The organism is Rhodococcus sp. 15-649-2-2 (assembly GCF_002258645.1).
In the GTDB taxonomy this organism is placed as follows: Bacteria; Actinomycetota; Actinomycetes; order Mycobacteriales; family Mycobacteriaceae; genus Rhodococcoides.
This window is the reverse complement of the sequence record NZ_NPFM01000019.1, coordinates 23,878-46,860: the sequence shown is the minus strand read 5'-3', so window position 1 is coordinate 46,860 and position 22,983 is coordinate 23,878. Positions and strand designations below refer to the sequence as shown.

Annotated in this window: 25 protein-coding genes; 12 read left to right on the top strand and 13 right to left on the bottom strand. The window is 62.7% G+C overall.

Annotation, left to right across the window (positions count from 1 at the left end; genetic code table 11):
• The first annotated feature begins 41 nt into the window (after positions 1-41).
• Positions 42-764 carry a hypothetical protein gene (locus tag CH305_RS11290; RefSeq protein ID WP_094703746.1) on the top strand — a complete coding sequence of 241 codons (723 nt, stop codon included), beginning with the start codon at positions 42-44 and terminating at the stop codon, positions 762-764.
• Between the two features lie 13 nt (positions 765-777).
• Here CH305_RS11290 and CH305_RS11285 read toward each other — a convergent pair whose 3' ends face one another.
• The 4 genes from CH305_RS11285 to CH305_RS11270 form a co-directional block, all read right to left on the bottom strand.
• Positions 778-1,395: a dihydrofolate reductase family protein gene (locus tag CH305_RS11285; RefSeq protein ID WP_094703745.1), complete on the bottom strand. Its 618-nt coding sequence runs from the start codon at positions 1,393-1,395 to the stop codon at positions 778-780.
• A 45-nt stretch (positions 1,396-1,440) separates the two neighbouring features.
• Positions 1,441-2,307, bottom strand: a complete 867-nt coding sequence (locus CH305_RS11280) for an alpha/beta fold hydrolase (protein WP_094703744.1) — start codon at positions 2,305-2,307, stop codon at positions 1,441-1,443.
• Between the two features lie 47 nt (positions 2,308-2,354).
• Positions 2,355-2,816 (bottom strand): NAD(+)--rifampin ADP-ribosyltransferase, encoded by a 462-nt coding sequence (gene arr, locus CH305_RS11275; protein ID WP_094703759.1) that lies wholly within the window; start codon positions 2,814-2,816, stop codon positions 2,355-2,357.
• Between the two features lie 115 nt (positions 2,817-2,931).
• A complete protein-coding gene (locus tag CH305_RS11270) occupies positions 2,932-3,582 on the bottom strand; it encodes a class I SAM-dependent methyltransferase (protein ID WP_094703743.1) in 651 nt (216 codons plus the stop codon).
• Positions 3,583-3,619: 37 nt separating this feature from the next.
• Here CH305_RS11270 and CH305_RS11265 point away from each other — a divergent pair, with 37 nt between their 5' ends.
• The gene (locus CH305_RS11265; protein ID WP_094703742.1) at positions 3,620-5,086 is read left to right on the top strand and encodes an NAD(P)/FAD-dependent oxidoreductase; all 1,467 of its coding nucleotides are present in this window, start codon (positions 3,620-3,622) and stop codon (positions 5,084-5,086) included.
• On the opposite strand, the gene CH305_RS11260 is transcribed toward CH305_RS11265, so the two are convergent.
• The gene (locus tag CH305_RS11260) at positions 5,058-5,669 is read right to left on the bottom strand and encodes a CDP-alcohol phosphatidyltransferase family protein (protein WP_094703741.1); all 612 of its coding nucleotides are present in this window, start codon (positions 5,667-5,669) and stop codon (positions 5,058-5,060) included. The genes CH305_RS11265 and CH305_RS11260 overlap by 29 nt on opposite strands.
• Positions 5,666-6,334, bottom strand: a complete 669-nt coding sequence (locus CH305_RS11255) for a TVP38/TMEM64 family protein (protein ID WP_256983687.1) — start codon at positions 6,332-6,334, stop codon at positions 5,666-5,668. Before CH305_RS11255 ends, CH305_RS11260 begins: the two co-directional genes overlap by 4 nt.
• A 144-nt stretch (positions 6,335-6,478) precedes the next feature.
• Here CH305_RS11255 and CH305_RS11250 point away from each other — a divergent pair, with 144 nt between their 5' ends.
• The 4 genes from CH305_RS11250 to CH305_RS11235 are packed head-to-tail and all read left to right on the top strand — an operon-like array spanning position 6,479 to position 10,345.
• Positions 6,479-7,714: an ABC transporter substrate-binding protein gene (locus CH305_RS11250; protein WP_094703740.1), complete on the top strand. Its 1,236-nt coding sequence runs from the start codon at positions 6,479-6,481 to the stop codon at positions 7,712-7,714.
• The gene (locus CH305_RS11245) at positions 7,711-8,550 is read left to right on the top strand and encodes an ABC transporter permease (protein ID WP_094703739.1); all 840 of its coding nucleotides are present in this window, start codon (positions 7,711-7,713) and stop codon (positions 8,548-8,550) included. The genes CH305_RS11250 and CH305_RS11245 overlap by 4 nt, the downstream gene beginning before the upstream one ends.
• A complete protein-coding gene (locus CH305_RS11240) occupies positions 8,541-9,320 on the top strand; it encodes an ABC transporter permease (RefSeq protein ID WP_094703738.1) in 780 nt (259 codons plus the stop codon). Before CH305_RS11245 ends, CH305_RS11240 begins: the two co-directional genes overlap by 10 nt.
• On the top strand, positions 9,317-10,345 hold the full coding sequence (locus CH305_RS11235) for an ABC transporter ATP-binding protein (RefSeq protein WP_094703737.1): 1,029 nt from the start codon (positions 9,317-9,319) through the stop codon (positions 10,343-10,345). Before CH305_RS11240 ends, CH305_RS11235 begins: the two co-directional genes overlap by 4 nt.
• A 134-nt stretch (positions 10,346-10,479) precedes the next feature.
• On the opposite strand, the gene CH305_RS11230 is transcribed toward CH305_RS11235, so the two are convergent.
• From CH305_RS11230 to CH305_RS11215, 3 genes are all read right to left on the bottom strand, one after another.
• Positions 10,480-11,586, bottom strand: a complete 1,107-nt coding sequence (locus tag CH305_RS11230) for a DUF262 domain-containing protein (protein ID WP_094703736.1) — start codon at positions 11,584-11,586, stop codon at positions 10,480-10,482.
• Positions 11,583-12,329, bottom strand: a complete 747-nt coding sequence (locus CH305_RS29740) for an FRG domain-containing protein (RefSeq protein WP_373454553.1) — start codon at positions 12,327-12,329, stop codon at positions 11,583-11,585. Before CH305_RS29740 ends, CH305_RS11230 begins: the two co-directional genes overlap by 4 nt.
• A gap of 567 nt (positions 12,330-12,896) precedes the next feature.
• Positions 12,897-14,087: an ATP/GTP-binding protein gene (locus tag CH305_RS11215; protein WP_094703733.1), complete on the bottom strand. Its 1,191-nt coding sequence runs from the start codon at positions 14,085-14,087 to the stop codon at positions 12,897-12,899.
• A gap of 308 nt (positions 14,088-14,395) precedes the next feature.
• Between CH305_RS11215 and CH305_RS29435 the strand changes: the two genes are divergently transcribed.
• The 6 genes from CH305_RS29435 (at position 14,396) to CH305_RS11185 (ending at position 18,724) form a co-directional block, all read left to right on the top strand.
• Positions 14,396-14,578, top strand: coding sequence for a hypothetical protein (locus tag CH305_RS29435; protein WP_256983685.1), 183 nt, complete (start codon positions 14,396-14,398; stop codon positions 14,576-14,578).
• A gap of 222 nt (positions 14,579-14,800) precedes the next feature.
• A complete protein-coding gene (locus CH305_RS11205; RefSeq protein ID WP_094703732.1) occupies positions 14,801-15,169 on the top strand; it encodes a nuclear transport factor 2 family protein in 369 nt (122 codons plus the stop codon).
• Between the two features lie 184 nt (positions 15,170-15,353).
• Entirely contained in the window at positions 15,354-16,067 is a 714-nt protein-coding gene (locus CH305_RS11200; protein WP_256983683.1) for a haloacid dehalogenase type II, read from the top strand.
• Between the two features lie 10 nt (positions 16,068-16,077).
• Positions 16,078-16,938 (top strand): tRNA glutamyl-Q(34) synthetase GluQRS, encoded by an 861-nt coding sequence (gene gluQRS, locus CH305_RS11195; RefSeq protein ID WP_094703730.1) that lies wholly within the window; start codon positions 16,078-16,080, stop codon positions 16,936-16,938.
• Between the two features lie 102 nt (positions 16,939-17,040).
• Positions 17,041-17,901, top strand: a complete 861-nt coding sequence (locus CH305_RS11190; RefSeq protein WP_094703729.1) for a hypothetical protein — start codon at positions 17,041-17,043, stop codon at positions 17,899-17,901.
• Positions 17,902-17,980: 79 nt separating this feature from the next.
• Complete coding sequence (locus tag CH305_RS11185; protein WP_094703728.1) at positions 17,981-18,724, top strand: queuosine precursor transporter; 744 nt, start codon at positions 17,981-17,983, stop codon at positions 18,722-18,724.
• Here CH305_RS11185 and CH305_RS11180 read toward each other — a convergent pair.
• The 4 genes from CH305_RS11180 to CH305_RS11165 all read right to left on the bottom strand — a co-directional run bounded on the left by CH305_RS11180 (position 18,721) and on the right by CH305_RS11165 (position 22,982).
• Positions 18,721-19,557, bottom strand: a complete 837-nt coding sequence (locus CH305_RS11180) for a PaaX family transcriptional regulator C-terminal domain-containing protein (RefSeq protein ID WP_094703727.1) — start codon at positions 19,555-19,557, stop codon at positions 18,721-18,723. The genes CH305_RS11185 and CH305_RS11180 overlap by 4 nt on opposite strands.
• The gene (gene kynU / locus CH305_RS11175; protein ID WP_094703757.1) at positions 19,538-20,746 is read right to left on the bottom strand and encodes a kynureninase; all 1,209 of its coding nucleotides are present in this window, start codon (positions 20,744-20,746) and stop codon (positions 19,538-19,540) included. The genes CH305_RS11180 and kynU overlap by 20 nt, the downstream gene beginning before the upstream one ends.
• Positions 20,746-21,600 carry a tryptophan 2,3-dioxygenase gene (locus tag CH305_RS11170; protein ID WP_094703726.1) on the bottom strand — a complete coding sequence of 285 codons (855 nt, stop codon included), beginning with the start codon at positions 21,598-21,600 and terminating at the stop codon, positions 20,746-20,748. Before CH305_RS11170 ends, kynU begins: the two co-directional genes overlap by 1 nt.
• A gap of 74 nt (positions 21,601-21,674) precedes the next feature.
• Positions 21,675-22,982, bottom strand: a complete 1,308-nt coding sequence (locus CH305_RS11165) for an MFS transporter (protein ID WP_094703725.1) — start codon at positions 22,980-22,982, stop codon at positions 21,675-21,677.
• Between the last annotated feature and the right edge of the window lies 1 nt (position 22,983).

The window sequence follows — 22,983 nt, the reverse complement described above, 5'->3', positions numbered from 1 at the left end:
GAGTGGACAGAACTTCCGTCCCGAGAAGGAGCGTCCACTCGATGGCCGATATCGATTTCTACTTCGATCCGGTGTGCCCGTTCGCCTGGATGACCAGCAAGTGGGTCCGCAAGGTCCAGGCCCAGCGCGAGTACACCGTCGACTGGCGGTTCATCTCGCTGCGCCTGCTCAACTCCCACATCGACTACAACGCGCACTTTCCACCGGAGTACGAGGCCGGGCATACCGCGGGTCTGCGACTGTTGCGGGCCGCTGCCTCTGTTCGTCGTGAGCATGGGTCGGACGCTGTCGGGCCGCTGTATCAGGCCCTAGGAACCCACATCTTCGACACCGAGATGGTGCCCGACGACGCTGCGAGCCACGGACATCGCGGCACCGCGGCATTCCTCGGACCGATCCTCGAAGAAGTCGGGCTGCCCACCCATCACACTGCAGCACTGGACGATTCGACGATCGACGACGAGATCCGGGCCGAAACCGATCATGCTCTCTCGCTGACCGGCAAGGACGTCGGCACACCCATCATCGCGTTCGAGCCGCCGGACGGTGTCGCGTTCTTCGGTCCGGTGATCAGCCGACTCCCCAGCGACGAGGAGGCAGTAGCACTGTGGGACAACGTGATCGGCCTCGCTCGCTTCCCCGGCTTCGCCGAGATGAAGCGAAGTCTGCGTGAGCTTCCTCAGTTGAAGGCTCTAGGGGTCCAGGAGGACGAGGCAGGAGTGCAACAGGACTGGCACGCAGGTAGCCGACGACAGAAGAAGTGATGTGTCGGCCGGATCAGCCGCCTCGCACGTCGTCCATGTCGCCGACGTCCGGAGTTCCGGCGTCGAGGCCGTAACGCAGGTAGACGGTGCCTTTGCCGCCGACGGCCGGAGGCTCGAGCAGCGTCAGGTTGCTGGGCACGGTGCCGTCGGCAAACACTCTTTTTCCCGCCCCGAGAACGATGGGATGCACCCATAGGTCGAGTCGATCGAAGAGCTTCTCGCGCAACAGAGTCTGAACCAGATCGAGACTTCCGACGACCTTGATGTTGTTGTGTCTCTCTCGGATCTCACGCACAGCATCGGCCAGGTTCGATCCCAGTTGTGTCGAACCGTCCCACCGCAGATCGGGTGTGCCACGCGAGGCCACGTATTTGGGGATCGCGTTGAACAACGTGGCAAACGAATCGTTTTGGTTCGGCCAGTACGCAGCGAAGATGTCGTAGGTGCGTCGACCGAGCAGGAGCGCATCCGTGCCCTCGTATGCGGCGACAACTTGCGCCCCGGAGACCTGGTCGAGCAGAGGAACCTGCCAGCCACCGTAGGGGAAATTCTCTGGATCTTCTTCGGGGCTTCCGGGTGATTGTGCGACGAGGTCGAGGGTGGCGAAAAGCTCCAACGTGATGAGGCCCATGATTACTCCTGGTTCGGTGAGGATTTCCTTGAGACGAAACCTTTTTCAGCCCAATACTTTCCGCAAGCTCTCGGCAAATTCTGTCGGCTTTCCGGTCTGACCGAATTCTCCGCCGAGGAATCCCGAGTGGCCGCCGGGAAAAACGATCGGCTCCGATCCGAGCAGCGCCGCAGTCGAATACGCTGCGCGAGCTGCGATGTGACCGTCCTCGGGACCGCCGGATTCTTCCCCTACGCCGATCACCACAGTGGTGGGTGCTGCACGTAACGCATCGACGTCCGGTGCAAAGTCCACTCCGCCCCCGCGCATGTTGGACATCAGCGCATCGTCGCGGGTTCCGTCGTCCTCGGCCGAGAGACCGAACTGCGCCGGGTCCGGTGCCGGGCGATCGAAGTAGGTGTCGTCGATGGGTCCCGCGTGCATGAGCAGAGACATGAATTCGGCCATTGCCGGCCCGCGGCCGTGAGCGTCGTAGGTGGCCACCATGTTCGCGCACACTGTCGAGATGTTCTCGCGGTCCGGCAAAGCGCCTCCGGCGGGTGGTTCGTGGGCAACCAACGTCCGAACATCGGACGGGTACTTGCTGACGAGCACCAGCGCATTGACCGCACCCCCGCTCGAGGCGAACACATCGACAGGCACGTGGCCGACGGCGGTGAGCACTGCATGCAGGTCGTCGGCATGTTCGCCGAAGGTGACCGCGGCGGTCGTGTCGTCACGTCGACTACGTCCCACATTTCTCGGGTCGTACGTGACGACCACCCGGTCGCCGAAGTGCGATGCCAACGTGCCGAACCCACCCGCATCCATCGGCGAGCCGATGAGCAACAGGGGTGTGACCCCGGGCTCGAGCTCGCCGATCACGTCATAGGTCAAGGTCGCACCGGGAACGGAAACTGTCTGTGTCGTCATGCTCGTGTGGACCTCGGTCCGAGCGAAAACTCACCGGACGGTGTCGCCTAGTCGTAGAGAACCGCCGTGCCCGTCCTTCTCAACTTCTCGAGACCGTCTCGGAAACGCTGCAGGTATTCGGGCGAATGTCCGACCCAGTCGGTCGTCTCCTCGACTATGCGCACCGGTTCTGCGCTGCGATACGAGTGCGTCGGGTTGCCGGGAAACTTCTTGTCCGTCACGTTCGGGTCGTCCTCCACACTGCCGGTCGGCTCCACGATGTAGACCCGCGGATCCCCCTCGCCGACGGCCATCTCCGCCGCGAGCACAGCACCGTCCAGCACCTTGGTCATGTAGATGTAGTTCGAGATGTGCTCGGGGCGGTAGTTCGAGCGATACCCGGGGACCAAGAACTCACCGGCCTCGAGATCGGCCTTGGTGCCATGAAAGTAACTCTGGTCGCTCCGCAGGCTGCGCTCCTGGCAAGCACCGGATTCGTGGACGCGAAATCGCTCCGGTGTGTCAGCCATGTCTGCCATAGAAAACTCCTCCGTGTCGGTAGCCGGAGGATTGTGCACCGCCGACGGGGTCTTGCCGCAAGCCCCCACCCCGGCGATACACTGAAGGCAGCGCAGACGCGTTCGTTTATGGATTCCGCTCTGCCAGGCGAGGGCTCACAGTCCCGACTCGAACCTGGATGTGGCCTCCGCGAACAGCACGAGTCGACAGATCCTGAAGCAATGGCGTCATCGCCGTCCACGGATGAGCCTCGATATCCGACCCACCGAGTCGACACGCAAGCTTCGCCAGCGGGGTCCACACCGCCGCCCGGCCCACGGGCCGCTGCATGTCGACGACAGCCACGACGCCGCCCACTCGCGTAGCCGCGATCATCGCATCGAGGGCCGTCCGCCACGGCGTCATCAGCGAGAGCGCGTAGGTGCTCAGAGCCGCATCGAACGGGGCCTGTTCCCCCAGATCCGCCGACGTCATGGCGGTGGCGTCGGTCGCGATGAGCGTGACGTTGGTCCAACCGGCCCGGTCGGCTCGCCGTCGGGCCTGTTCGAGCATCTGCGGGCTGGCGTCGACCCCGGTGATCGAACCGGTCGTGCCGATCATCCGCTGCAACCCGGCGAAGTTCAGCCCCGTTCCGCAGCCGAGATCCAGAACATGGCTTCCAGCAGGCAGATTCAGCAACTCGAACGCAGCCTCCCGTCCTGCGCGATACACCGGCCATTCGAAGGAGATCACGTCGTACAGGCTCGCCGACGTCGTGTACTTGGTCGGTCGTTTCATCGTCGGGTCCGTTCAAGGGCGGGGCATAGTGGGAGGTATGGGAATCCGTCGTTCGTCTTCGAGTGTGCCCGAGAACCGCGCCGACGTGGTTGTGGTGGGCGGCGGTACCGCAGGCATCGTGGCGGCGAAGACCGCGGCCGGCTTCGGCGTTCGCGTCGTATTGATCGAGCGGGACCGCACCGGCGGCGACTGCCTGTGGACGGGATGCGTGCCGTCCAAAGCACTACTCGCGGCGGCTTCGGTGGCACAGACGGTTCGATCCGCGTCCCGGTTCGGCATCGTCACCCAGCCGCCGAGCGTGGATTTCGCGCTCGTGATGCAGCACGTGCACGGTGCGATTGCCGAGATCGCGCCGATCGATTCACCGGAAGCCCTTACCGAGGCTGGGGTCCATGTGATCAGCGGCGACGCTGTCTTCACCGGTCCGAACACCGTCTCCGTCGGTACGCGGACGCTGCATTTCGGTCAGGCAATCGTGACCACCGGCGCGCATCCGACGGTGCCTTCGATCGACGGCATCGAGCGCGTGGACTACCTGACCAGCGACACCCTCTGGCATTTGAAGCGCTTGCCGGAGCGTCTGCTGATCGTCGGGGCCGGATCGGTGGGTTGCGAAATGGCGCAGGCATTGTCGCGTCTCGGGTCGCACGTGACTCTGGTCGGGCGCTCAGCGACGATTCTGCCCCGCGAGCACCCTGAGGCCTCGTCGATTCTGACGCAGGCACTGACAGACGAGGGTGTGCGGGTGCTGACCTCGACGGCCGTCGTACGCATCGACGACGGCTCGGCCGTGACCGACACGGGCGTCGAGCTCGCTTTCGACCGAGTTCTGATCGCCACCGGACGGACTCCGCGCACCGCGTCCCTCGGCTTGGACACTGCCGGAGTGTCGTTGGACGACAACGGATTCGTGCGGGTCGACGCGCATCTGCGGACCACCAATCCCCGCATCTGGGCGGCCGGAGATCTCACCGGCCACCCGCAGTTCACGCACACCGCCGGTGTGCACGGCAGTCTGGCTGCGAGCAATGCGGGACTCGGTCTGAACCGTAAAGTGAGTACGCAGGGAACCCCGCGGGTGACGTTCACCGATCCCGAGATCGCCTCGGCGGGAATCGATATGCGGACCGCTCGCAGTCGCGGACTACGGCTGCAGACCCTCGACCACCACCACGTCGACCGTGCCGTCACCGAAAGAGCGACGAACGGATCGACAACGCTGGTGCTCGATGCCAAGCGTCGCATCGTCGGGGCCTGTGTGGTGGGACCGCGAGCGGGCGAGACGATCGGGGAGCTGATCATCGCCATCGAGCAGGGGCTGCGTACCCGCGACCTCGCCGGGGCAACGCACCCGTATCCGACGTACAACGACGGGCCGTGGAACGCGGCGATCGCGGACGTGAAGGCGCAGTTGGGTTCTCCGGTGATTTCCCGAGCAACGGCCGCACTGGCGAAGGTGCGCGGCACATGGATTGTCAGGAAAGGGCGCGATACCCGGCGATGATCCGTTGGGTGGAGCTCAACGCGACCACCGCCGCCCAGACCACGGCGATCTGCCACGATATGCCGGGAAGCAGCAGCCAGAGACTGTGCACCGCAATGGTTTCGGCACCCTCGGCCAATCCCCCGAGGAACGACAGCGAGCGGCCGTCGTCGATGGTGCGACCGGTGCGCTCGGCAATCGAGGAGAACGCAAGAAACGCCGTGCCGTTGATGTAATACGCCAACAGCACCAGTAGAAACGGCCACCACGGGGCGTCGTACGCGGCCGAGGCACCCACCGCGACACCCACCACGGTGGTTCCGTACACCACGAAATCGGCTGTGATGTCGAAGAATCCGCCTGCCCCGGCAGTTGTCACCCGCCTGCGCGCCAGCGGCCCGTCCAGACCGTCGGCGCTGCGGGAGACGATCCACAATGCCAACGCGAGCAACCAGAATTGCAGGCCCGCGGCCACTGCACTACCCAGGCCGAGTACGAGTCCTGCGGCGGTGATGCGGTCCGGGGTGATCGCGGGGCGGTCGAGGGCGGAGGCGCAGCGATCGAGCGGGCCTTCGAGGTGCCGGCGCAGAAAGCTGTCGATCATTCGGCAGCTCCGGTCAATCCGAGACGTCGGGCCAACAGCGCCGAGCCGGCCGCGATCGCCAGCACCGCGAGCAGTGCTACGGCGAACGGCCAGGACAGCGGCGAGGTCCCGTAGGCCCCGAGCGCGGTGTACGCGACGGTCGCGGGCACGATCCCGACCATGGTGCCCACCACGTAGTCACGTTGCCCCACGGCACTGACTCCGGCCGCGTAGTTGACCAGGGAAAACGGCAGCGGCACCAGACGCACGAGCAGAACCGACACCAATCCGCGTCGTCCGAGCATGGCGTCGAGCCGGCGGAGCCTGTCCCATTCGGTGCGGGCCACCTGGCCGCGTCCCAGCGCCCGCGCTCCCCAGTACCCGAGATACGCCCCTATCGTGGCGGCGAACACCACGACGGTGGCGCCCACAGCCAATCCGAACAGCAGTCCCGACGCGATGGTCAACGTGCTGGCAGGGAACGGGGTTGCCGACAGGACGGCATAGAGCACGACGAACAGCGCGATGCCCCACGGCCCGGCCGATGCCACTCGGTCACGGATGAACGATGGATCGGGTAGGTCGACGGTCCCGAGCACGATCACCACGGCGATGACGACCACGGCAGCCGCGAGCAATTTCAGGGTGGTGCCGCGGCGACTGCGCGTCGGGCGGTCCTGCGTCACGGTGTGTGCCTCTCGTCCGGCGGTCAGGATCCATTGTGCACACGACCGGTGTGCCCGCGTGTTCAGCGGTTGTCCCATACGACCGATTACGGTGGTGAGGGCAGCGTCGACGACGGCTGCTTCGGCTGATCTGGAGGGCCCACGGTGATTCGATCGGTACGGCGCGCAGTAACGATTGCGGCGAGCGCAGGGCTGCTGCTCACCGCCTGCGCTGCGCCGGATTCGGAAGCACCGATTGCCGAGGCGCAGTCGTGGAGCGAGATCGAACAGCAGGCACAGGGGCAGACCGTCTCGCTGTGGATGTACGGCGGCGACGAGCAGGGCAATGCCTATGTCGACGACGTGCTCACGCCCGCGGCGGCCGAAGCGGGCGTCACGCTGCGCCGCGTGCCGGTGGAATCGACGACCGACGCCGTCAACCGCATCCTGTCCGAGCGGCAGGCCGGGGTCACCGACGGCGAAGTGGACCTGGTGTGGGTCAACGGCGCGAACTTCGGCACCGGTAAGCAGGCCGGGGCGTGGCTGTGCGGCTGGACGCAGAATCTGCCGAACATGGAGCTGACCGATCCCGAGGATCCGCTGTTGCTCGACGACTTCGGCACCCCGGTGGAGAACTGCGAATCACCCTGGCACAAAGCTCAATTCACCCTGGTTTACAACGCGGCAGCGATTCCCGATCCGCCGACGACATTCGACGGCGTGCTCGATTGGGCTCGCGCGAACCCGGGCCGCTTCACCTATCCCGCTCCCCCGGACTTCACCGGCTCGGTGTTCGTGCGTGAGGCGTTGATCAACGCCTCCGGCGGTGTCGACGAGGTTCCCGCGCAGTTCGATCAGGACTCCTACGACCGCCTGGCCCCGGCTATGTTCGATCAGTTGAACGAGCTCGCCCCGTCCCTGTGGCGCGAGGGCACGACGTATCCGCAGTCCTCCTCCGAGCTCGACGCCCTCTACGCCGGTGGCCAGGTCGACATGACCATGACGTACGGCCCCGCAACCCTCCCGAAACTCGTCGCCGACGGCACCTTCCCACCGGAGACCCGCGTCCTGACTCTCGACGAGGGAACCGTCGGGAATGCGAGTTTCCTTGCCATTCCGTCGACGTCGGGGAAGTCGGCCGCGGCGCAGGTGGTTGCCAATCTCGCGTTGTCGCCCGAACAACAACTCGCGACGTCGACGCCGGACGTGTGGGGTCAGTTCACCGTTCTCGATCTCGACAAGGTGCCTGCTGATGTTCGGGCGCGTTTCGACGGTCTGGCACCGTCGGATGTCGTCCCCTCCTACGAAGAGCTCTCGGCCAATGCCCATCCCGAACTCTCGGCGGACTGGGTCTCGCCGCTGGACGAGGGTTGGCGTCGAAGCGTGCTCGCCGGTCAGTGAGCGCGTCCACGAAGAGTTGGCGCGGAACGGCTGCGGTGCTCCCCGCCGTCGTGCTGGTCGTTCTCGTCGTCGGCGGCGGTCTCGGAACCGTGGTGCTGCAGAGCCTGGGTCTGATGCCGTTGGTCGGAACCCCCGAATTATCGGTCGACGCGTACTCCGCTCTGGGCGGCGACCTCTGGCGCTCGGTGGTGCTGACGCTGTCGATTGCCATCGTCTCGACGGCATTGGCCACGGTGATCGGGCTTGCCGCGGCGCTGACGGCTTTGTCGGGTGGACGCGCCGCGTTGGTCGCTGCCGGGTTAACGGTCACGGTGCCGCACCTGATCGGGGCAGCGGCGATGGCCCTGTTGCTAGCGGATTCGGGAATGCTGCCCCGCATCCTCGGCATGACCGACGGCGGCTGGCCGGAGGTGGTCGGCGGGCGGTGGTGGATCGCCGTTGTCGCCGAATACGCCTGGAAGGAATCGGCTTTCGTGGCCGTCGTCGTGGCCGGAACGCTCGCCACCCGGGTAGCTGCGTTCGACGAGACGGCTGCGACCTTGGGTGCCGGTCGGTGGGCTCGGCTCCGTTTGGTCACGCTGCCGTTGGCTCGGCCCGCTCTGATCGCATCGGCGGCCATCGCGTTCGCCTACACGGTCGGATCGTACGAGGTGGCCCGTATTCTGGGTCGCCCGTATCCGGAGCCGTTGTCGGTGATGGCAATTCGACTGTTCACCTCAATCGATCTTCAGACGCGTCCGCAGGCAGCCGCTGCCGCGACGATCGCTACCGCGCTGACGGTGGTCGTGGCCGCAGTGGCACTGCACTATCTGCGCAGATCGGCGGTATGGAAGTGACTCGGGTCTTTCCAGCGTTCGGTCGGGCCGTGCTGGTCCTGTGGTTCCTACTGCCGCTGATTCCGGTTGTCTTGTGGGCCAACAGCAATCGCTGGTCGTTTCCCGGTTCGGTTCCCCAGGAATGGGGATTCGACGGCGTCCGCAGCGCCCTCGATGCCGGGGGCGTCGATGCGTTCGTGCGGTCTACCCTGCTCGCTCTGGCCGTCGCCGCCATCGCAACGCCATTGGGTGCGTTGGCCGCTCGCGTACTCGTGAACGGTACTGTGCGTTTCCCCGCTCTCGTGGCCGGGATCCTCTTCGCTCCGCTGGCCCTGCCCCCGTTTGCCGTGGCCTTGGGACTCGATGTCCTGGTGCTGCGATCACGCATTCCGAGCACGATGGCGGTGATAGCGCTGCTGACCGTTGCGGCCATTCCGTACACGACGTATCTGATGCGAGTGGCGTTCGGCGCGTACGACATCGGCTACGAGGAGGAAGCACGCACTCTCGGTGCGTCGAATGCCATGGTGCTGCGGCGAATTCGCATTCCGCTGCTGGCTCCGGCGTTGGCGGGGGCGGCGTTGCTCGCATTCCTCGTGGCGTGGAGCGACTACGTGATCACCCTGCTGATCGGTGGAGGCAGACTGGTCACCGTGCCCATTCTCGTCGCCTCGTTCGCCGCCGGGACCGGCAACGATTCGGTGGTGGCTGCACTGTCGGTCGCCGCCGTGGTGCCGCCGTTGTTGCTGGTGCTCATGCTGGCCCGGCTGCGTCGTAGGAATGCCCGATGAGCGTCGAACTGTCCGTTCACGGACTCACGAAAGTGCATGCCGGTCAATCGGTTGCGGCTCTGGATTCGTTGGATCTCACCGTGTCACCGGGATCCTGCACGGCGATTCTAGGGCCGTCGGGTTCTGGTAAGAGCACAGCGTTACGGCTCATCGCGGGCCTCGATTCACCGACTGCCGGGACGGTGCGCATCGACGGCCTCGAGGTGAACGGCGTTGCGGCCGAGAACCGCGGGGTGGGGATGGTGTTCCAGCGTCCGATGTTGTTCCCACACATGAGCGTGCTGGACAACATCGGCTTCGCCTACCGCGCTGCCGGGGAGAGTCGAAAGCACTCGCGCGAACATGCCCGGGAGTACCTCGACCTCGTGCATCTGGGCGACATCGGTGATCGAGCAGTGTCCGGGGTATCGGGCGGGCAGGCCCAGCGGGTGGCGTTGGCGCGCTCGCTTGCCGGCTCACCGCGAGTGTTGTTGTTGGACGAGCCCTTCAGTGCGCTGGACCCGGTGTTGCGCACCGAGATGCACGACCTGGTACGCGAATTGCGTTCGACGCTGGATCAGACTCTGCTGCTCGTCACTCACGATCAGCAGGAAGCGGCCGTGCTGGCCGATTCGCTGGCGGTGCTCATCGACGGGCGATTGGAGCATCACTCCGATATCGCGACGGCCTACACGCGCCCGAGCACGCTTGCAGTCTCGCGCCTGATGGGTGGGATGAACGAAATCGAAGGGCAGTGGGATGGGGTTGGGATGCATCGTTCCCAGCTAGGTGAGCTTGAAGTGAACGGTGTAGATCTGCCGGCCGGGCCGGCCGTGTTGCTGTTGCGACATGAGCTGATCACGCTAGATGACAACGGGATTCGTGGGGTTGTTTCGGGTCTGCGGCCTACCGGATTTCGCAGCATTGCCGATGTGACCGTTGGATCCTTGACCGTGAAGGTGGAGTTGGCGGCGGGATCCTCGGTGCGGGTCGGGGATGCGGTGGGATTGAGGATTCCAGGTGGGGCGAGATTTGTTGTTAGATAAGGATCTTTGCACGCCTCTCGACTGGTCGGACCAGCACTCATTCCATCGAGTGAGACTCTGTTGATTGGGCTCCTCTCTACTCCCGGATCATATTTCGATGCATTCACCCCTTCGTCCGTCAAGGAAGTCAGACACTACTTTCGCGACATTAATTTTCGGCCTATCGGTATCGTCTTAGCAAACCTGTCACCGGTTGCAAGACCCGTCACAGTCCCTAGCTCTTCCGGTATGATTTTCGACCACAATTCTTTGGCAGCCCCGATCACATCATCGCGAAAACTACTACCGTTTGCAACGTGGAACGCTATTCCGAGCGCAATACATTCGAACGATGTACTTGAAAATCCCCCTCTGAAAGAATTTTTTCCGTCGTCCCACTTTCGGAATACCGACTCAGACCCAGCTTGGTCGATAGCATCGAAAGTTTGCATGAATGTAGACTCCAACAGTTTCGCGCCTGCCGGGAATTTCTCAGCAAAATCGATGACCCAATTGTCCAATTTGGTTGGAAAGTCTCCAAGACCACCACGCTTTCCTTTGAGTTCTCGATTGTGAAGCATTAGGAAACGTAAAACCAATTCGAGATCAAATTGCTCGTCCAGCAACCGATCCCCCAGCGATAGCGACTGGACAAAACTCTCATGCTGACTCAGTTTATGTATCCAAGTAAGTACATCAGAATTGACCCCAGCAATGAGCGCCGTACGAATTTCTTGCGGAGTAAGCGTTGAGCCGTAGCTATTCAGGCGCTGAAATAGATCAAACTTCGCCTTGGGATCTGAACTGCGCTTGATGACCCTGAGATCCAGTCTGGCCAACCTGATGTCGAGCATCTGCGCATCCGAAAGGCCTCTTTTACCAGCCGCTCCCCAGCTTCTTCCTTCAAGATCAGGGAGGTATGTGGTGGCCGTCAGTTCGAGCGGACCGTTTGGGGTACCCGACGAGGGAAGTAGACCCTGCAGTTGAAGTAAGGTACTGACTCGCTGCAGACCATCCACGAGCTCCCACTTCCCCCCAGAGTCCTGCGCGACGAAAATAGAGGGTATCGGGATTCCGAGCAAAATACTCTCTACCAAACGGCTTTTCTGCTCGGTCGACCATCGAAACAATCGTTGAAACTCTGGCCGGATTATCAGAATCCCCTCCTTGTAGAGATTCGTCAATTCGCTTACAGACATGCTGATCGTATCTGCCGACACCTCGCGGCGCGCCGCCGATACCTGACTCTCAAGATCCGTCATCCAATTTCTTCTTCCGCTATGTCATAAGCTACCTCAGTTAGTCCTGGGTAAGCTGACGCTCGAGACACTCCTAGGAGCTGCAGCTGCGATCGTAAGACTTTCCGCTCGGCCGTCAACGAGATACTTTTCAGAACTCGGCCATCGGTGACGATCTCATCTAACGGCTTTACTGTCTTTCCTCCGACTGTGAACGCGCCATGCTGGGCCGCAATCCGCTCGCTGTTATGAGTGCCATAGATTGCAACCGGAGCGGGGGCGAAAAGAGTTTCGTCGACACCAGGCTCCCAGTTTTCGGATTGCTTATCGCTTGTTGCGAGAATTCCTACAGGCAAGCCGTCGAGCCGTGGGTTAGTCTGATTCAGCAAGACTGGGTCGAGAATCCAGATGTTTGGAGTACAGCTGCCAGTTCCACACTCACAGCGAGTTGGATCGTGTTCTAGAGAAAAGAAAACGGCCATGAGAAGGCTTGTTGTCCAGTCCAGCAACCTAGTGGGAACACCATAGTGCTGCATGGCAAATAAATGCTCCCAGTCGCTCTGAGGGTAACCCGCAGGCCAGTACGGAAGGCTCCGCTGGCGAAATCGGGTGAGCAGCCGCGTTTCGGCATCCAGCACCTGCCTCGCCATGATAGGGGGGTCTACCGCCGATTCAGTAAGTCGACGCCACAGGGAGGGCATAAGATGCCTTGTCGAGCACCCCTGACCTCGAAACCAGAACTGCTTCAGGGGCTCAAGTCCTGTCACGACTCGGACCAGCTCAGGTATGTCCCAGACTGCGGATTCGTCGTTAACCACGACCGCAGCTTACGCGTAACTCAACCTACTACCCAGAAAACAACTTTTCTGTCCGGGTTAACCTTAGGGTTGGATACAACAGTTCAGAGTTGGAGAGCTAGGACCCCAGATTCTCAGCTGCCACAGTACACTCAGCGAAATTCGCCAACCGCGGCCGTCAGCCAACCGATGGGTTGGGGGACTCCCAAATACTCGCGTATACCTCAGACACCAACGGCCACACTTCGTCTAGACCGTCCTCCACGGAGTCGACAGCAGTGGCGAGGTCGCCGAAGATGACGAACTCGTGGGGTATTACACGACGGGCTGAATCGCGACGACCGAGGGGATCTGGAAAGCGCAGCGCGACTTCCCCGCCTTCGCGGCACCATGCGGTCGGCGCGTCTCGGAGGTCTTTGAAGGCGCGTTCGTAGGCTGGCAGCGGATCGATCAGTCCGGCATCGCAAAGAAAGCGAAAGCCCCAGTTCCGGCCCCGGGTGGCCCAGATGAAGCCCTCGGAGTGTGCCACGTTTCCACTCACTTCGGGTTCCTGATGACTTTGCCGTTGACGCCCTGTTCGAGATCTAGCTTGAACTGCGTCAGTGTCGCTCTGAGGTAGTCGTGCTGCGCTCGTGCCTGCTCATTCATCTCCTTGAGTTTCGGTCCTACCAACTGGACTGCTTCTGCCAGGATTGGAAGTGCAAATTTGGCAACCAAGGCTCCCTTGCCTCCCTTAGGCATTTTGGACAAGAACTTCTCGAGCAGTGCGAATTTCTCACCGGTTAAACCTGCTGCCAGCCACTCGGCACCGTCGGCGAGTGAGTCGAGCACCTTGCCTGGGATGTCAAACTTCTCCTGCCATTGCACGCGGCGCTCCAGCGGAAGAAGGGACGCAATTGGAAGGACGAGATCGAGACCGACGCGTTTTGTCAGGTCGATGTCGACCGGCTGCGGATCATCTGATTTGAGCTCGAACTTGGCTGATGAGAGCAGCACGAAGTCTTCGCCGATTGACAGGGCTGCCGGAGCTTCGATGAATCCGGCAACGGTTGATCGAAGGTGTTCGACGTCTTCGGCTGCCTCAAGAATGACCAGATCGCGAAATGTGTCGACGTCCCAGTCTGGCAACAGATCAGCTTTCGACAGGGCCAAGATCCAGATTCGCGGGAACTCTTCGATGGGCCCGTCCTTGAGCAGGTCATCCTTGAGTCGTAGAAGCCCTTGGCGGAAGTTCAACATGAGTGACTTGAGATACAGCTGTTCTTCGCCGCGGTGATCGAGCAGCTTCTGCCCGTCTACCAGCAGAATTGCGACGTCGGACTGAAGAAGAGAACGGAAGGTGTCGGTACGCCGGTCATGTTCTGCCGCGCTGCTGGGCTCCTCCTGGAACCATTCGCCCGGGTAGTCGTGCCACGCGAGCCGGAGGACGTCGAACGGCCTTTTCTTGGCTGCGTCGTTCTCTCCCCCTTTGAGTTTGACCGAGAAATAGTAGGTGGTGTTCTTGAACCGGTCTTGCATCGGCGCAACCGCTTTGTCCCGCATACGGAGGTAATGCCGGTACAGCCCAGCGCCCTGGCCAGCGTCATCAGCGACAAGATCCCAGAGATCGTTCTTGTACGACCCCTCCTGGGTCCGGCCGAAGAACGACGAAAGAAGAACGGTCTTGCCCGACCCGCTCTCGCCGAATACGGCAATGTGCTGCTCTCGAACTTTGGGGAACTTGGCCATGCCAGGACGGTACACAACACAGCCGAAAGCCTCGGTCTCGATAGGAGCACAAGTGGGGCCCCGATCTTTCGCCACCACTTGTTGCCAGTCGGCTGCGCTCGGGGTCGTAAACGATTCGATGGTGATCGAGTGCGGCCGCCGATCCCTGGAAAGGGCGCACGAGTTGACTCGACCATCGTTCGATGGGGCGTCACTGACTCGATATGAGCGATCTGGAGTATCTCGCACCCTGCTCGGCAAATTGGACGCCGAGCTGCAGCTGCTGTCGGACGCCGAGCCCGGTTCCGACGAGCAGAACTCTGCCGTCGATGCCGCCGCGGACGCGGTGTTCCAGCTTCGAGAAAAAGGTCAAAACCGGCCGTACCAGCAAGAAGGCCTACCACCTCGCGGCCTCCGCCGATCCCCTGGGCATTCGGGTCGAAGGCATCTCGGCATTGCACGGCAAGGGGATCCACCAGTTGGTGCGCAACCAGGGGTTGGATGCACACTGACGGCACCGCCGTCCTCGCAGCACTGGATGACGACCAGCTCAGCCGTGGCCGGACGCGCCGTGGCGAGCACGTTTCGCAATGCCCGCGAATACCTCGCTACAGCAACAGGTCTCACCTAGCTCAGAAAGGTGTCGTGCTCGCCGTGCTCATCGACCTACGGCTCGGGCATCATTCGGATATCAACACCCCTACACCCGCCGTTGACGCTGCGATACTGACCCGATGCACGACCTCGGAGTCCAGTTCTTCATCGATCTCGAGTCTCGCGTCTGGGACGCGCTGGCCAACGGCGACGCAGACGCCGATCTCGAACTACTTTCTGCCGACTTCGTCGGGGTGTATCCCACCGGTTTCGCCAATAGGGCAGACCACGCAAACCAACTAGCTGACGGACCCAGCATCGCGTCTTACTCGATCTCGGAAGCGAAACTGATCGAAGTTTCTGGAAATGCAGCGATGCTCTGCTATCGCGCTGACTACCTCCGACCTCATCGCAGCGCGGGCGAGGCGATGTTCATCAGCTCGCTCTGGCTCCAACGAGATGGCCTTTGGCAGAACAAGTTCAGTCAAGACACACCTGCCAACTCCTGACTGAACTGCCAAGCCAACTTGGGCGGGCGTCAGCTACAGCGCCCGCTGATCTCCGAACCCGTCACCGACAACTGCAACGGCTTGCGCAATTGCTGGTCCACTCGCGATACAGAGAATGTCGATACGGTCGGGTGAGCCTCGTCGTTGCTCGAGGAAAAGAGAACCACCCCAAGGAGCTCAGTTCGTGAACGATATCGACAACCCGAACGAGTCACCTGCGCTGCGTCGACCGCGCGTGATCGTCTTCGACGTCAACGAAACGCTGTCCGACATGTCGCCGTTGTCGGAGCGCTTCGCCGACGTGGGAGCTCCCACCGAACTCGCGTCACTGTGGTTCGCGAGTGTTCTGCGTGACGGCTTCGCACTCACCGCGGTCGGCGCGGCGCGGCCCTTCGCTGACGTCGCATCCGGGCTACTTGCAGTGATGCTGCCGCCTGAGGCGCTGAATCGGGAGATCGACGACGCCGTCGAGCACATCATGGGCGGTTTCATGGGTCTGGACGTGCATCCCGACGTAGCAGACGGCATCAGAGCACTAACTGCGCTCGAGATCCGGCTGATCACCCTGAGCAACGGCGCGGTCGGCGTCGCTCAAAAACTGCTCGAAGGGGCCGGAGTACTGGAACACGCAGAGATGTTGCTGTCCGTCGAGGCCGCCGGGGCGTGGAAGCCCGCCGCACAGTCGTACCGATACGCACTCGATCGGTGCGGCGTCGAACCCCACGAGGCCATGCTCGTCGCCGTCCACCCCTGGGACATCGACGGTGCCCACCGTGCCGGACTGTCCACGGCCTGGATCAACCGCACGGGCACCACCTACCCGCAGCACTTCACGGCCCCGGACCTCGAGGCGACCTCACTGCTCCACCTCGAGCAACTACTGCAGCACGCGACCTAGAGTTGTCCCCATGCCCGCCGGACGTTTCGCTCCCAGTCCCTCCGGCGACTTGCATCTCGGCAATTTGCGCACCGGCTTACTAGCCTGGCTCTTCGCCCGCTCCACTGAACGACGTTTCGTGATGCGCGTCGAGGACCTCGATCGTGTGAAGCCCGGCTCCGAACAACGTCAACTCGAAGACCTCGCCGCCATCGGACTCGACTGGGACGGGCCCATCATGCGTCAATCCGAGCGTCGGGAAATATACGACGCCACGATTCGGGCGCTCACCGCAGCGGGGATGACGTACGAATGCTTCTGCACGCGTCGGGAAATCCTCCAGGCCGCATCCGCACCCCACGCTCCCGACGGCGCGTATCCCGGAACCTGTCGAAATCTGTCCGCAGACCAGAGAGCAGCCAAGGACCGCCCACCGGCCATTCGATTACGTTCGCAGGTAACACAATTCACCATCGTCGACCAGCTGCACGGACTCTTCCGAGGCCAGGTGGACGACTTCGTCCTCCGCCGATCCGACGGCGTCCCCGCCTACAACCTCGCCGTCGTCGTCGACGATGGCACACAAGGCGTCGACCAGATCGTGCGCGGTGACGACCTGCTCACCTCCGCGCCTCGGCAGGGCTACCTCGCTCAACTCTTGGGCCTGACCCCCGCGACGTATGTCCACGTGCCCCTCGCTCTGAACATCGAAGGCAAGCGTCTGGCCAAACGGGACGGCGCGGTGACGCTGCGCGAACGACCCGATGCCTGGTCGCTCATCACCGCTTCCCTCGGTGTGCCGGACGTAAAGAACGCCGAGGAACTACTCGAACAGTGGAAGCCGACGCTGGTACCGCGCGAACCGTGGGTGTTCGACCCCTCGATCGCCTGACCACCAACCGATCGAGATCACGTTGCAACGCGACAGGACCCAACTCGGGATCAATCGGACGTACAGTGACCGCGACAACTCATCCCGAGGGAGAAGGACAAAATGACCTCAGGCGGCTACGACCCCGACAAGGATCCACAGAACCCCGGTGGTTATCCCCCGCCGCAGGGCGGCGGCTACCCACCACCCGGCAACTACCCACCACCCGCGCAGGGCAACTACCCGCCACCCGGCAGCTACCCGCCTCCTCCCGGCGATTACCCCCAGCAAGGCGGCTACCCACCACCCGGCGGCTACCCACCTCCCCCACAGGGCAGTTACCCGCCGCCTCCGTCGTTTGGTGACGCACCGATGCCGACGCAGCTGTCTGTGGGAACGGCCATCGGCTACGGCTTCGAGAAGTTCAAGCAGAACGCACTCGTCTGGATCGGCATCGTCCTGATCGCCGCGATCATCCAGGGCGTACTGAACTACGTGTTGAGCTCCAACAGCTTCTTTCTCAGCCTGATCTTCAGTGTCGTCATAGGAGTCGTCGCACTCCTCATCCAGGCGGCACTCGTCCGCGGCGCACTGCACGAGGTCGACGGAATCAAGCCCGCATTCGGGTCCTTTTTCCAGTTCGGCAATGTTGCCGCCGTCATCATCGCCGGCATCCTCGTCGGTATTGCAACCAGCATCGGCTTCGTCCTGCTGATCGTCCCCGGCATCGTCATCACGTTCTTCACGTGGTGGACCTTCCAGTTCGTCATCGATCGCGGCGACGAGCCGATTCCCGCCATCAAGGCCAGCGCTCAGGCCATCGCGTCCAACGGCGGGACCCTCTTCGTCCTCGCCCTCGCCCTGGTCGGCCTCAACATCGTCGGTGCGATCCCCGTCGGTCTCGGTCTGCTGGTGACCATTCCGATCACGATCATCGCCGGAACCTATGCCTACCGCGTCACGGTGCGTGGCCGCGTCGCCTGACCTGTAACTCGCCTCGATGGGCGCGCATCCCTCACCCGGGGATTCGCGCCCATCGTCGTCTCGGTGCTTGGATCCAGGGGTGACTACTACCGAACACACCGCCGCCAACGGCGGCACCGAGTCTGGGCAGGCCACGTTCGCTCACATCAGCAAGGGTTACTACGCCCCCATCGTCGCGCTCTTCGTGGCGACGCTGCTGATCTCGAACGTGGCCGCCAGCAAAGGTGTCGCCTTCTTCGCCTCGTCCGACGTCATGCTCGGACCGTTCCAAATCCTGCCGATCAATACCGACGGCGCATTCTTTCTCTTCCCCCTCGCCTACATCCTCGGTGACGTGCTCAGCGAGGTCTACGGCTTCAAAGCCACGCGCCGCGCGATCTATCTCGGCTTCGGCTCCCTGCTGCTCACCTCCGTGTGCTTCTGGATCGCGATCGAACTCCCCGCCGCCTCGTTCTACGAGAACCAGGCCGCCCTCGAGAGCGTCGTCGGCGTTGTCCCCCGACTGGTCCTGGCCGGTCTCGCCGGCTACACCGTCGGGCAGCTCCTCAACTCCGTCGTCCTGGTCAAGATCAAGGAACGCACCAAGGAAAAGCACCTCTGGGCGCGACTGATCGGCTCGACCATCGTCGGCGAATTCTTCGACACCCTGATCTTCTGCTCGATCGCCGCCGGAGTCATCGGCATCACCACGTGGACCGACTTCATCAATTACGTCATCGTCGGATTCCTGTGGAAGACGCTGGCCGAGGTCATCGTCATGCCCATCACGTACCGCGTCATCTCGTACATCAAGAAGCGCGAGCCGTCGTACCAGGATGGCTAGGACGCGACCCATTCAAGACTGAGGTCGAAGTAACGCTCCCGGGCCGTCTCGAACGTGGCGACGGCCCGGGTGCCCGGCCAGTCTTCCGGCGTCATGGACGGCGGAAGACCAGGGTCGACGTAGGGAATGACGCGCCATTCGTCGAGCAACGGGACGAACGTGACAAACGCGTCGCGGGAATTCCGAGCCGCGGACCCGCCGTCGAAGGCGTCGAGAAATGCCCGGTGACGATCGGCGATGCCGGCCAGATCCCACCACAGCTCGGCACTGTTGCGCAGCGTGGCGGGAGCCGCGATCTCGGACGCGACGAACGTCGTGACGTACTGCGACAGTTCCAACGCCTCGACGATGGCACCGGCCTCGTCCGCGAGATATTCGGGTGCGATCCACAGACCGGGTGAGACTGTGCCGCAGCCTATTCCGGTGAGCCGACGCCTCAGCTGGTGGCGCGCGGCGCGTTGCGTCTCGGGGATGGTGAACGAGATCAACCGAAATGGATCGCCGTTGGCCATCCGCCGAAAGCCGAAGATCCGACCGTCGCCGCGCGCGAACATCGCGTCGGCCTGTTCGGTGATGCGATAGCCGGTGCGACCCTCACGAGTACTCGATTCGACGACGCCCTTCTTCTTCAACCTGGTCACCGCGATGCGCGTGCTCTCCGGTGGCACCCCGAGCGCGTCCAACCATACGACGAAATCGGCAATGGCGAACCACCCTCCGAGCGGGCGAACGTAGGCCCCGAGCACCGTACGCACGAGTGAGGTGGCGCTGCCCGGACGAGAGTCGAAGTCGTCGAGGATGGCCCCGGGGGTGCTAGGCGCGGAGTTCGTCACGGATAGCCACGATCCCCAGATACACCTCGCGGTAGGAAGTGCTGAGAGGGCTCAGCCCCAGTCGAATACCGTGTGGCGCTCGGTAATCCGGGATGACCCCCTGCTCCCACAGACGAGCGGTGATCGCCTTGAACTCGGGATGGTCGATGGTGACGTGCCCGCCGCGTCGATTCGAGTCCTCGGGTGAGGCGATCTCGACCCCGAGCGGAACCAGCATCTCTCGGACGAGCTCGAGGGCGTATTCGGTGAGCGCAACGGACTTCGCGCGTATTGCGTCCATACCCACCTCGGCGATCATCTCGATGGTGTCCTGCATCGCGATCATTCCGAACACCGACGGTGTACCGCTGATGACGCGTCGAACACCCTGTGCCGGAACGTAACCCTGCGCCATCTCGAACGGATCGGCCCGGCCCATCCACCCCCAGATCGGCTGGACGAAATTGTCGAGAAGATCACTGCGCACGTACGCGAAGGCCGGCGATCCCGGACCTCCGTTGAGGTACTTGTAGGTGCACCCGACGGCCAGATCCACTCCCCAGGAATCGAATTCCAACGGTACCGAACCGACGGAATGACACACGTCCAGCAGCATCAGAGCGCCGGCCGCGTGCGCGATCCGCGTTGCCTCGGCAACGTCGACGAGGAAGCCCGACCGGTAAGCGACGTGAGTGATCACCACCAGGGCGGTGTTCTCCCCCACCACCTCGGCGAGTTGTTCGGGCTCGATACCACCGCGGCGGTCCGTCTCGATCCATCGCAGGGTCATATTCAGCTCTGCTGCAATGCCTTCGAGCAGATATCGATCGGTCGGAAAGTTGTCACGGTCAATGACGATCTCGGTGCGGTCCGGGCGCATCGCGATCGCCGCCCGTGCCAGCTTGTACAGCAGTACCGTCGTCGAATCGCCGATGGTGGTCTGCCCCGGCGCTGCCCCCAGGGTGGCGTCGGCCAGGGCGTCGCCGATGGTGACGGGGAGATCGAACCACTGCTCGTCCCAGCCGCGAATCAGGCGCCCTCCCCAGGCCTGCGTCATGAAGGTGTTGATCCGTTCGACGCTTGCCTTGGTGGGCCGGCCCAGCGAATTGCCGTCGAGATACGCGGTGATCGACGGGTCGTCACTACCGAGGAACTTGTCGCGATAGCTGCGGAGAGGATCCTGGGCGTCGAGTTCGAGTGCACGTTCCATCATCGTCCGATTTCCGTTCTCACAGCGAGCAATTCGGGAAAGAAGGTGAGTTCGAGTGCCTTCTGCAGAAATCCGACGCCGCTCGACCCTCCGGTCCCGCTCTTCATTCCGATGGTTCGCAGCACGGTGCGCATGTGACGGAAGCGCCAGAGCTGGAAGTTCTCCTCCAAGTCGACGAGTTCCTCGAATGCCTCGTACACCGCCCAATGTTCGGTGTGGTTTTCGTAGACGAACTTGATCAGCGGCATCAGGTCCTCGTTGAACGTGTATGCCGTCGTGACGTCACGGTCGAGGGCCGATGCCGGTACGTCGTACCCCTGCCGCGCCAGCGACTGCCAGAAGGCGTCGTACAGGCTGGTCTCGTGCAGCAGAGTCGAAAGCTGTTCGTGCGCAGCAGGATCGGACTCGAATACCTTGAGCATGCCCGCATTCTTGTTGCCGAGCACGAACTCCACGGCCCGGTACTGATAGGACTGGAAGCCCGACGAGTTGCCGAGGAAGTCGCGGAACTGGGAGTACTCCGTCGGCGTCAGAGTGGCCAGCACCGACCACTGCTCGGTCAGCGTCTTTTGAATGTGCTTGACCCGGGCCACGCACTTGAGCGCGGTGCCGATGTCGTCGGCATCGAGAGCCGCACGCGCGGCCAGCGTCTCGTGCAGCACCAGCTTGAGCCACAGCTCGGTGGTCTGGTGCTGAATGATGAACAGCAGTTCGTCGTGATGCTCCGGGGTGCTCACCGGCTTCTGGGCGCTGAGCAACGTGTCGAGGTCCAGGTAGGAGCCGTAGCTCATGCGGTCACTGAAGTCGGTGACGACAGTCTTCTCTATCGCGCGAGTATTGGCTTCGACGCTCATCGCTGGTCCTCGAGGTGGTGGGCTGGTGAGTCCACCGTATTACATATCCGTGCCGACCGCTAGGTATTCGTAAGCTATCGAATTCCGCGGATCCGCACTGCGCCGATGAGCGCAGCAATACTGACCAGGGACACCGCGAGGATGTAGTAGCCCGGAGACACCGCTTGTCCGGTCGCGGCAACCAAAGCGGCCGCGATCGTCGGAGTGAATCCACCGAAGATCGCCGTGGTGACGTTGTATCCGAACGACAGTCCGGTGGCCCGCGAATGGACCGGGAACGCGTCGGACATCACCGACGGCAGCGCGCCGAAGTAGAGCGCTTTCAACAAACCCAGAATGGTCATGACGAGAGCGAGCGTGAGGAACGACGGCACCGCGATGAGCCACATGAACAGCGGAACGACGCTCACGCCGATCGCAATTGCCGACGGCAACATGATCTTGATACGGCCGACCTTGTCGGACAGCTGACCGACGAACGGCGTCACCACCGTCAGGATCACACCGGTGATCATCAGTGCGACGAACGACAGCGAGTTGTTCAGTCCCAGTTGCTTGATGCCGAAGGTCGGCAGGTATTGCAGAATGAAGTTGAGCGCGGTGGACACCACCAGCACACCGCCGGCAATGAGGATTCCTCCCCATTGGTTCTTGAACAGATCGCGCACAGGCGATTTCGGCACGTCCGACGTGGCGACCACAGCCGGTGATTCGTCGACGTGCCGGCGAATGAACCATCCCACGGGGCCCACCATGAGCCCGAAGATGAAGGGGACGCGCCAACCCCAGTCCACCATGCTGGCCTCGGACAACACCGCGGTCAGTCCGGCTGCGAACGAGGCCGCCATCAGCGTTGCCAGCCCCTGGCTGGCGAACTGGAAGCTGCCGAAGAATCCGCGACGTTTGCCGTTCTGTTCGACGAGAAAGGATGTGGCCGCTCCGAATTCGCCGCCTGCAGCGAAACCCTGAATCAGGCGCGCCACGATGATTCCGATGGGGGCGAGGATGCCGATGTCGTCGTAGTTGGGCATGAAGGCGATCAACGCGGTTCCGAGCACCATCAGGCGAATGCTCATCACCAGAGCCTTCTTTCGCCCTTTCCGGTCTGCGTAGGACCCGAGGATCAGCCCGCCGAGGGGGCGAATCAGATACGAGACTCCGAAGACTGCGAACGTCTGAACCAGTTGCACGCCGGGGTCGGCCGAGGGAAAGAAGTTCTGTCCGATGTAGATGGCGAACAGCGCATAGATGGCGATGTCGAACCATTCGAGTGCGTTGCCGATAGTGGCGGCCGCGATCGCACGGACCGGATTCTTCACGGACACAACGGCTTCACCCGCGCCGTCACGATCGGGGGTTCGATGGACGTGTGCAGTGGACATG